The organism is Streptomyces sp. Q2 (assembly GCF_056820935.1).
Genome location: NZ_JBXEJE010000002.1, coordinates 437,298 through 446,344, shown reverse-complemented (window position 1 = coordinate 446,344; position 9,047 = coordinate 437,298). Strand labels below are relative to the sequence as shown.

The window sequence follows — 9,047 nt, the reverse complement described above, 5'->3', positions numbered from 1 at the left end:
CGCCGCCGTCCCTGCCCCGGGAGCTCCCGCCCCCGCCTCCTCCGCCCCTGCCGCCGACCTGAACAAGCCCGAGGACGCCCGATGAGCACCCCGCAGCCCCAGATGCCGCAGGCCGCACCCACGTGGCAGGCGGCGCCCGGACCGTCGCACCCCACGTACACCTCGCCCATCCCCGTCGTGCGCACCCACCTCGGGCACGCGATCGCCTCCGAGTGGACGAAGATCAGGTCGGTGCGCTCCACGATGTGGACGCTCGGCGTGTTCGTCCTGCTCGTCGTCGGCCTCGGCCTCGCGGCCGGCGCCCTGGTCGCCGCCAACTCGGCCGAGGAGAGCCTCGCGGGCGAGAACCCGCTGTCCTTCGGCGTCTTCGGGCTGCTCCTCGGCAGCATGTGCATCATCACGCTCGGCGTGCTGACCACGGCCTCGGAGTACGGCACCGGCATGATCCGGACCACGATGGTGGCGTGCCCCTCGCGCGGCCGGGTCCTCGCGGCGAAGGCGATCGTGTTCTTCTCCGTCGCGTTCGTGGTGACGCTGGCCTCGGTCCTGCTGGTCGCCATGGCGGACGTCGCCATGCTGGAGGGCGCCAGGGAGCCGACCGGCCAGGAGTGGCTGAAGGGCACGGTCGGCATCTCGCTCTACATCGCGCTGCTCGGCCTGCTCTCGCTGGTGATCGGCTCGATCATCCGGCACTCGGCGGGTGCGATCACCATCATGATCGGCCTGGTGCTGGCTCCGCTGGTCATCGCGCTGTTCATGTTCTCGGCGTCCCTGGAGGACGTGCGCCAGGCCCTGTTCGAGTACTCGATCCCGAACCAGCTCAGCGTCTTCTACTCCAACTCCCTCACCGACACGGGCCCGTCCGGCTGGGACCCGCTGTGGATCGCCGCCGGCGTCACGGCCGCCGCGTTCGCCGGTGCCTTCGCGCTGCTGGAGAGGCGGGACGTCTAGAGCGTCAGAACCTCGGCGCGTTACGGGACCGCTGCACCCGCGTGGTGCGGCGGTCCTTCGCGTTCCAGCACGCCTTGTGCCAGTGGCGGCGCTCGTCGACTCCCGAGTGCTCGGGCCAGGCGACGACGTGCGGGACGCCGTCCGGGATCAGCTGCTCGCAGCCCGGGCAGCGGTACGCCTTGCCCTGGGCGCTCGCCCCGGCCACATGACGCACGCTCCACTGCTCGCCCCGCCAGTCCTCGGCGGACTGGAAGCCGCCGTAGCGGCCGGAGCGGTCGTCCTCGGCGCTCCGGCCGGACGAACCTGACGAACCGACTCCCTTGGGTCGGTTGCGACGCGGGGACACGGGACACCTCACGGGGCTATACAGGAAGCGGGCCACGTCCAGCCTACGCGGCACGGACGGGGGTATGCGTACGGCACCAACCCCCTCAAGTCCCCCTTCGGGGCGCCCCATTCTGCAGACAATCCGCAAATCTCTTCGCCAGGCCGTGTCCTCGGCACGTGTCAGACGGTTATGCCGGGTGGGGGAGCTCCGCGTCGGAGCCAAGGAAGCAGGAAGAGCGATGCACGTAGGAAATTTCGTGTTGGCTGCCCAGTTCCCGGGGCAGGGCCAGGGGGAGGCGCTGCACCGCGCGGTCCGCTCGGCCGAGGTGGCCGAGGAGGCCGGGCTGGACGCGGTCTGGCTGGCCGAGCATCACTTCGTGCCGTACGGCACGTGTCCGTCGGCCATCACGCTGGCGGCGTTACTGCTCGGCCGCACCCGCCGCATCCAGGTCGGCACCGCCGTCAGCGTGCTGCCCACCACCCACCCCGTGGCGCTCGGCGAACAGGCCGCGCTGCTGCACATGACGAGCGGCGGACGGTTCTCGCTCGGTGTGGGGCGCGGCGGACCCTGGGTCGACCTGGAGGTGTTCGGCTCGGGCCTCGAGGCGTACGAGTCGGGGTTCCCCGAATCACTCGATCTGCTGGTGCGCTGGCTGCGCGAGCCCTCGGTCGCCGCCTCGGGCGAGCGGTTCGCCTTCCGCGAGGTCCCCGTCGTCCCCAGGCCCTCGGAGGCGCTGACGGACACCGCGGGCCCCGAGGTCGTCGTCGCGTGCACGTCCCCGGCGAGCGTACGGCTGGCCGCCGAGCGCGCGCTGCCGATGCTGCTCGGGATGCACGTCGGGGACGAGGAGAAGGCCGAGATGGTCGCGCTGTGGCGCAGGCACGCGCGCGCGTCCGGGCATCCCCCGGAGCAGGTCCTCGGGGCGGCCCATGTGTCGGCCGGCGTCTGTCAGATCGCGGACCGGCGCCAGGACGCGGTCGAGACGCTGACGAAGGCGATGCCGGGCTGGCTGAGGCAGGGGCTCGGCGCCCATGTCACGGTGGACGGCCGCGAGCGTTCGATGCGCGATCCGCTGGCCTACACCGAACTCCTCTGCGGACTGCACCCGGTGGGCACCCCGCGACTGTGCGCCGACCGCCTCGCGGCGACCAGCGAACGGACCGGCGTCTCCCGGTTCGCCCTGCTCACGGAGGGTTCGGGAGACCTGGCGGCCACCGAGGAGAACATCCGGCGGCTGGGTGCCGAGGTCATCCCGCACCTCGGCTGAACGGCCCTGTCCGGCAGGGAGCTTGCCGCCCCGGTACTGAAGCACCTCCCGCGTACGGAGCGGCAAGCCAGCAGCTCACTGCGTCAGCAGTCCCGAAGCTCCGGGGACTGGTTCAACAGCTGGTTGCGCGCCGAGGTGAAACGGGCCAGCGTCTCGTCGACGGAGGAGTCCAACGGGAACACCGCCACTCGGTGGCAGTTCTGGAACGCCAGCCGCACGCCGAAGTGCCGTTGCAGCGCGCCGCGTATCGCGTCACTCGCAAGCGCACGCAGCAGCTGACCGCGTGCCTGCTCGTCCGGCGGAGGCGTCTGGTTGTCGGCGAACTGACCGCCGTCGACCTTCAGCTGGGCCACCAGGGAGCTGATCATCTCCCATGCGTAGGGCAGGGAGGTCCGGACGCAGTCGACGAAGGCAGCTTCGTCGACCTCGCCTCGCTCGGCCTGATCGAGTAGGGCCGGTGAGACGTCGAGCGACATGGGTTCTCCTCTCGCACCCCCGATCAACAGGGGTTGCCGGACAGATAAAGGGAGTTCGCGATACCGAACACGCTGTGTACACGACTCGCGACCTCCCGTTTACTACCGTAAGCAACGGGCGGTGACGGCACCAGGAGAATGCGTACATGCACAGACCTCATTGGGCACACAATCGGCCACAACCGAACAGGTATGTTCCGGGCCGAATCGCGTGCACTGGGGCCCGTCGAGTAGCGTTGCCGACCATGCGTCTCGTCATCGCCCGGTGCTCCGTCGACTACGCCGGCCGGCTCACCGCCCACCTCCCCTCCGCCCTCCGTCTCATCCTGGTGAAGGCGGACGGCAGCGTCTCGATTCACGCGGACGACCGGGCCTACAAGCCCCTGAACTGGATGTCGCCGCCCTGCACGCTGAAGGAGGGTTCCGGCGACGAGGAAGGCGTCTGGACCGTCATCAACAAGGCGGGCGAGAAGCTCATCATCACGATGGAGGAAGTTCTCCACGACTCCTCGCACGAACTGGGCGTCGACCCCGGCCTGATCAAGGACGGCGTGGAAGCACACCTCCAGGAGCTCCTCGCCGACCGCATCGAGACCCTCGGCGAGGGCTACACGCTCATCCGCCGCGAGTACATGACGGCCATCGGCCCGGTCGACATCCTGTGCCGGGACGCGGAGGGCCGGACGGTCGCGGTGGAGATCAAGCGGCGCGGTGAGATCGACGGCGTCGAGCAACTCACCCGCTACCTGGAGCTGTTGAACCGCGATCCCCATCTCGCCCCGGTCCGCGGCGTCTTCGCCGCCCAGGAGATCAAGCCGCAGGCCCGCGTCCTCGCCACGGACCGCGGCATCGGCTGCACGGTCCTCGACTACAACGCCCTGCGGGGCATCGAGGACGACAAGCTGCGGCTGTTCTGACGCTCACGCCTCCACGACGTGAAGGGCCCGGTCCGTTCCCACGGACCGGGCCCTTCCGCGCTGTACCCGCGCGCCTGTACAGGCGTCAGATCACCGCCTCCGCGCTGCTCGGCGATCCTGCCTCGCTGGTCTGGGGGGCGCCGGCGGAACTGCTGGTCTCCACCGGCGAGGAGGCCGGGCCGCCGCTGGCCGAGTCGGAGGTCGCCGGGGAGGAGGCCGGCGGGCTCGTCGGAGTCGGCGGCGTCGACGGGGAGGTCGAAGTCGTCGGCGTCGGCGTCGGTGTCGGGGACGTCGAAGTGGTCGGCGGCTTGGTGGGCGACGTCGGCGGCTTGGGCGAGGTCGGCGGCTTCGTCGACGACGGCTTGGACGGCGACGACGACGCGCTCGACCCCTGCGTCCCGCTCGGGTCGTCGGACGGCTCGGCCGAGCCCGTGGGCGTCGGGTCGTCGGAGGTGCCGTACGTGCCGTCCGGGCCCGGGTCGGTCGGGCGGCTGGTGGCCGCACCGGTGTCGCCGGAACCGTCGTCGTTCTTCGGCACGTCCGCGCCCAGGCTGCCGTCGGTCAGGCCCTGGCTGGCCGACGGGTTGACGCCGACCTGGTCGGACGGGTTGTTGGCGTCGTTCTCCGAGGTCGCCCCGAGCGTCACCACCGTGCCGAGGACGGCCACCAGCAGCGCGCCCGCGCCGGCCGCCACGAGGTTGCGCCGGGCAAGGCCCCTGAGACCGCCCCTGGCCTTGTGCGACGCCCCCGACGGAGCCGGTGCCGGCGACGACGTCTGATAGGTGACCAGCGTGGAGCTGTCGGCCGGCCGCTGAAGCTGCGGGAAGGCCGTGGGGACGCCGCCGGGAGGCGACTGCGACTCCTCGTAGCGGGCGTCCGGCACCTCCTCCCCCACCATCGCGGCGAGGCCGGGCACGGTGCCCGAGCGGTCGGCGACCAGGGCGAGGGCCCGGCGCCCGGCGACGGTGCCGCGCTTGTCGGCGAGGGCGCCGCGCAGGCCGATGGAGGCCTCCAGTTCGGCACGGGCCCGGTCGAACTGTCCGCCGCAGAGCGCGAGGATGCCCAACTCGTGGTGGAAGTAGGCCTGTTCCGAGACGTCCCCGGCGAGCCGGGCGGCCTCGGCGCCGGCGCGCAGCGCCCGCTCCCAGGCGCTCCAGTGCCCGCCCGCGGCGAACGCGGGGGCCGCCGTGCGAGCCAGCTGCACGGTGGCGCTCTCCTCGCCCTCGGCGGGCGGTGTCGTGCCCGGTACGAGGAGGGCGAGGGCGGCGAGCAGGGCGTCCGCCTCGGCGCACACCCGCTCGGGGGTGACCGAGGGGTGTCCGGCCCACCAGGCGTAGTGCCGGGCGGCGGTGCGGGCGCCGGCCTCGATGTCGTCGTCGTAACCGGCGGCCTCCAGCTGGGTCTGGACGCCGGCGGCGAGGCGGTAGTGGGAGCCGACCGGGGAGACCAGGCCGCAGGAGACCAGCTCGCCGAGGGCGGCGTCCGCGTGGGTGTCGCCGACGAGGGCGGGCAGGTGCGCCTGGTGGGGCACCTCGCCGCCGAGCGCGACGGCGAACCGCAGGGTGGCGCGCGCCGAGTCGCTGAGCCGGGTGGCGAGCAGCGGGGCGGGCGCGGCGGCCTCGCCGAGCGCGGGCAGGGGTACGTTCTCGCCCTCGTCCGGGGCGGAGGACCGGTCCGCGGACGGGTCCGTGGCCGCGTCGAACGGTGCGTCGAAGGGCGCGTCGACCGGTGTGACGTCCGCGAAGACGCCGAACTCGTCGACGGCACCGGCTCCGGCCCGCAGTCGGTCGCGGTACCGCAGCAGCGCCCCGGCCTGGACGAACCGCAACGGCAGGCCCTCGGACTCGAACCAGAGGTCGCCGGCCCAGTTGGCCTCTTCCTCCGTGAGGACGCGGCCGACGGCGCGTTCCAGGAGTTCCACGCCGTCGGCGCGCTCCAGTCCGCCGAGGAAGACCTCTTCGAGGGCGGAGTCGGCGGACGGGGCGGGCGCGTCGGGCGTGGCCGCGACCAGGAAGGCGCACTCGGGCGTGGCGTCCAGCAGCTCGTCCAGGGCGGCGCCGCCGAACTCGATGTCGTCGAGGACGACGACCGCGCCGATCTCACGGACGTGGGAGAGCAGTTCGTCCCGGTCCGGGCGGTGCAGCGGCGCGTTGTACACGGCGTAGAACAGGTCGTGGAGCAGGTCGCTCGACGTGCGGTGGTAGCCGCTCAGGCGGACGACGCCGTCGGGGGCGAGGTCCGCGCAGTCCTCGGCGACGACGTCGAGGAGGCTGGTGCGGCCGGAGCCGGCCGGGCCGGTGAGGCGTACGGAGCGGCCGCGGGCGAGCAGCCGTACCAGCCGCTCGCGCTCCTCCTGGCGGGCCAGGAGCGCAGGCTGGTGCCGGGTCGGGCCGGGCGGGACCGGTGGCCTGGCCGCGCGGGCGACCTCCGCGCGTTCGGCCGCGCCGAACTTCTCGGGGCGGCCCGGGCGCTCGCCCGGCGGGCAGGCCTCTATCTCGCTGCCGTCGACGGGATTGACGGTGAGCAGGTAGTCGCCCGCGACGAGCTGCACCGTGCGGGCGAGTGCGGGCGCGTGCTGCCCGAAGTCCGAGGTGAGGGAGTCCCTGGGCGGCCGCCGGCTCGACGCATGGGCGTCGCCGTCGTGGCCGTACTCCTCGGGCTCCCGGTTGTTCGGGTCCATAAGGTCAAGCCCCCCAAAAGCGTCGTGTGCCGGCTCCGGCCCCTCCCGGCCTGTGCACACCGCGCTGTCGCTTCTGGTCCGGGCCCGCTCGAGGGTATTCAGCAGCGGGCGACCGAACCCTAAACCTTTGCACAGTATCTACGACAGCCCGGGGTCCCGCGCCGTCCGAGACGTCACAGTCTCATGAGGATTGCGCCTGCCGTGCTTTTCGCAACCGGGAACTCCCGGCCGCCTTGCCCCACGTGTACCGGAGGTCACACCCGGGGCAGTGACTCCACCCCGATGCCGCCCTCGATCGCGAGGATCCGGTGCAGTCGCGTGGCGACGAGCAGGCGCTGCATCTGCGGCGGTACGCCGCGCAGCACGAGCCGTCGGCCGCAGCGGCCGGCGCGCCGGTGGGCCCCCATGATCACTCCGAGGCCGGTGGCGTCCCAGGAGTCCAGCTCGGACAGGTCGAGCACGAGGTCGCCGACTCCGTCGTCGACGGCCGTGTGCAGGACCGTACGGGCGTCCGCCGCGCTGCGGACGTCGAGGCGGCCCCCGACGACCAGCTCGGCGTGGTCGCCCCTGATGTACATATGCGCTCCCCGTGCGTCGTCTCGTGCTCCGCGGAAGTGAAAGGCCGGTGATGCAACCTCTGACGGCGTTGGACGGTCAGAGGTTGCCGTCCGTAAGCGAACCGATACCGAATTCACCCGGGGGTGTGATACCCCAGGGGCCTGTGCGGTTTCCGTGCTTGATCAGTGCTTGTAGAAGCCCTGCCCGCTCTTGCGCCCGATGTCACCGGCGTCAACCATCCGGCGCATCAACTCCGGTGGGGCGAACTTCTCGTCCTGGGACTCGGTGTAGATGTTGCTGGTGGCGTGCAGCAGGATGTCGACGCCGGTGAGGTCCGCCGTGGCGAGCGGCCCCATCGCGTGGCCGAAGCCCAGCTTGCAGGCGAGGTCGATGTCCTCGGCGGTGGCCACGCCCGACTCGTACAGTTTCGCCGCCTCGACGACGAGCGCCGAGATGAGACGGGTCGTCACGAAGCCGGCCACGTCACGGTTGACGACGATGCAGGTCTTGCCGACGGATTCGGCGAACTCCCGTGCCGTGGCGAGGGTTTCGTCGCTCGTCTTGTAGCCGCGCACCAGCTCGCACAGTTGCATCATGGGGACCGGCGAGAAGAAGTGAGTGCCGACCACGCGCTCCGGGCGCTCCGTCGCGGCCGCGATCTTGGTGATCGGGATGGCGGAGGTGTTGGAGGCGAGCACGGCGTCGTCCCGCACGATCTTGTCGAGGGCGCGGAAGATCTCGTGCTTGACCTCGAGCTTCTCGAAGACGGCCTCGACGACGATGTCGGCGTCGGCCACGGCGTCCAGGTCGGTGGTCGTGGTGATCCGGGCGAGGGCGGCGTCGGCGTCGTGCGCCTCCAGCCGTCCCTTGCTCACGAACCTGTCGTACGAGGCCTTGATGCCGTCGGTGCCACGCTTGAGTGCCTCGTCGGTGACGTCACGCAGGACGACGTCCCAGCCCGCCTGCGCGGAAACCTGGGCGATACCGGAACCCATCAGGCCGGCGCCGATGACGGCAAGCTTCCGTGCCACTGTGCGACTCCCCTTTGAAATGACTGCACACGAGCGCTTACAGGCTGTTGACGATTGCCTCTCCGGCGGACCCTAGCGAAGGTGAGGGGCTGTGTGACCGGTAAGTAATGCGCGTCACGTCTCATCTGACGGACATCACACCGGCACGGCTCAGCGCTCCCCTCGGACGGCGTAGTTGAGCACCTTCTCGCCCAACAGCTCCTCGATGTCGTCGAGAAGCACGAGGGCCTCTCGTGACACTTCGTCCGTATTGCGCCCGGCGGTCATCTCACGGCCGATGGCGACGAAGACGGTGTGGTGGATCCAGGCGATCTGACCGGCGATCAGGCGGGGCAGGGCGTCGGCCGGATCCGCTCCGGTCTCCTCGCGCAGGGTCGCCTCCAGGTGGTCGTGGATCTCCTGCTGGAGACTCCACAGCCGGGACCGCAGGGGCGGCGCGTCCTGGATGACGCGCAGGAAACGGTCGTAACCCTCCATCAGGCCCACCCGGGGCGAAACCGCCTCGACCTCACCGCGCAGCTCGCGCAGGACGGCCCGCGCGGCCGACTCGCCCGCGTCGCGCCCGCGCACCCAGCGCGAGAGCTGTTCGACGACGCCGGCGGAGCGGTCGAAGAAGAGGTCCTCCTTGGCGGGGAAGTAGTTGTAGACGGTGTTCACGGAGACGTCGGCGGCCTCCGCCACCTCCGCGATGGTCACCGGCACGAACCCGCGCTCCAGGAACAGGCCCGTGGCGATGTCCGAGATGCGCTGCCTGGTCTCGCGCTTCTTCCGCTCCCTGAGTCCCTCTGCCATGTCCGAATCCTAGCGGTTCTTGGGCTCTCTGAATTTTTGGGGCTGTT

At 71.3% G+C, this 9,047-nt stretch carries 9 protein-coding genes; 3 read left to right on the top strand and 6 right to left on the bottom strand.

Features of this window, described 5'->3' with window-relative positions; translation table 11 throughout:
• Positions 1-81: 81 nt before the first annotated feature.
• A complete protein-coding gene (locus ACWBNA_RS04280) occupies positions 82-951 on the top strand; it encodes an ABC transporter permease (RefSeq protein WP_482702406.1) in 870 nt (289 codons plus the stop codon).
• A gap of 4 nt (positions 952-955) precedes the next feature.
• On the opposite strand, the gene ACWBNA_RS04275 is transcribed toward ACWBNA_RS04280, so the two are convergent.
• A complete protein-coding gene (locus ACWBNA_RS04275) occupies positions 956-1,297 on the bottom strand; it encodes an ATP/GTP-binding protein (RefSeq protein WP_383866901.1) in 342 nt (113 codons plus the stop codon).
• A 220-nt stretch (positions 1,298-1,517) separates the two neighbouring features.
• On the opposite strand from ACWBNA_RS04275, the gene ACWBNA_RS04270 reads away from it, so the two are divergent.
• Positions 1,518-2,546: an LLM class flavin-dependent oxidoreductase gene (locus ACWBNA_RS04270; RefSeq protein WP_482702403.1), complete on the top strand. Its 1,029-nt coding sequence runs from the start codon at positions 1,518-1,520 to the stop codon at positions 2,544-2,546.
• An 83-nt stretch (positions 2,547-2,629) separates the two neighbouring features.
• Here ACWBNA_RS04270 and ACWBNA_RS04265 read toward each other — a convergent pair whose 3' ends face one another.
• On the bottom strand, positions 2,630-3,022 hold the full coding sequence (locus ACWBNA_RS04265; RefSeq protein WP_217239336.1) for an SCO5389 family protein: 393 nt from the start codon (positions 3,020-3,022) through the stop codon (positions 2,630-2,632).
• Between the two features lie 245 nt (positions 3,023-3,267).
• On the opposite strand from ACWBNA_RS04265, the gene nucS reads away from it, so the two are divergent.
• On the top strand, positions 3,268-3,939 hold the full coding sequence (gene nucS / locus ACWBNA_RS04260) for an endonuclease NucS (protein WP_482702401.1): 672 nt from the start codon (positions 3,268-3,270) through the stop codon (positions 3,937-3,939).
• Between the two features lie 85 nt (positions 3,940-4,024).
• Here the strand turns inward: nucS and ACWBNA_RS04255 are convergent, their stop codons facing one another.
• The 4 genes from ACWBNA_RS04255 to ACWBNA_RS04240 form a co-directional block, all read right to left on the bottom strand.
• Positions 4,025-6,619 (bottom strand): ATP-binding protein, encoded by a 2,595-nt coding sequence (locus ACWBNA_RS04255; RefSeq protein ID WP_482702399.1) that lies wholly within the window; start codon positions 6,617-6,619, stop codon positions 4,025-4,027.
• A 254-nt stretch (positions 6,620-6,873) separates the two neighbouring features.
• Positions 6,874-7,197, bottom strand: coding sequence for an STAS domain-containing protein (locus tag ACWBNA_RS04250; RefSeq protein ID WP_053753244.1), 324 nt, complete (start codon positions 7,195-7,197; stop codon positions 6,874-6,876).
• A 162-nt stretch (positions 7,198-7,359) separates the two neighbouring features.
• A complete protein-coding gene (locus ACWBNA_RS04245) occupies positions 7,360-8,208 on the bottom strand; it encodes a 3-hydroxyacyl-CoA dehydrogenase family protein (protein ID WP_482702397.1) in 849 nt (282 codons plus the stop codon).
• Between the two features lie 150 nt (positions 8,209-8,358).
• Positions 8,359-9,000 carry a TetR/AcrR family transcriptional regulator gene (locus tag ACWBNA_RS04240; protein ID WP_482702395.1) on the bottom strand — a complete coding sequence of 214 codons (642 nt, stop codon included), beginning with the start codon at positions 8,998-9,000 and terminating at the stop codon, positions 8,359-8,361.
• Positions 9,001-9,047 lie beyond the last annotated feature (47 nt).

What these genes read in the sequence shown, in the direction of transcription:
- ACWBNA_RS04280 (WP_482702406.1), top strand. Translation starts at nt 82, where the DNA reads ATGAGCACCCCGCAGCCCCAGATGCCGCAGGCCGCACCCACGTGGCAG.
- ACWBNA_RS04270 (WP_482702403.1), top strand. Translation starts at nt 1,518, where the DNA reads ATGCACGTAGGAAATTTCGTGTTGGCTGCCCAGTTCCCGGGGCAGGGC.
- ACWBNA_RS04265 (WP_217239336.1), bottom strand. Translation starts at nt 3,022, where the DNA reads ATGTCGCTCGACGTCTCACCGGCCCTACTCGATCAGGCCGAGCGAGGC.
- nucS (WP_482702401.1), top strand. Translation starts at nt 3,268, where the DNA reads ATGCGTCTCGTCATCGCCCGGTGCTCCGTCGACTACGCCGGCCGGCTC.
- ACWBNA_RS04255 (WP_482702399.1), bottom strand. Translation starts at nt 6,619, where the DNA reads ATGGACCCGAACAACCGGGAGCCCGAGGAGTACGGCCACGACGGCGAC.
- ACWBNA_RS04250 (WP_053753244.1), bottom strand. Translation starts at nt 7,197, where the DNA reads ATGTACATCAGGGGCGACCACGCCGAGCTGGTCGTCGGGGGCCGCCTC.
- ACWBNA_RS04240 (WP_482702395.1), bottom strand. Translation starts at nt 9,000, where the DNA reads ATGGCAGAGGGACTCAGGGAGCGGAAGAAGCGCGAGACCAGGCAGCGC.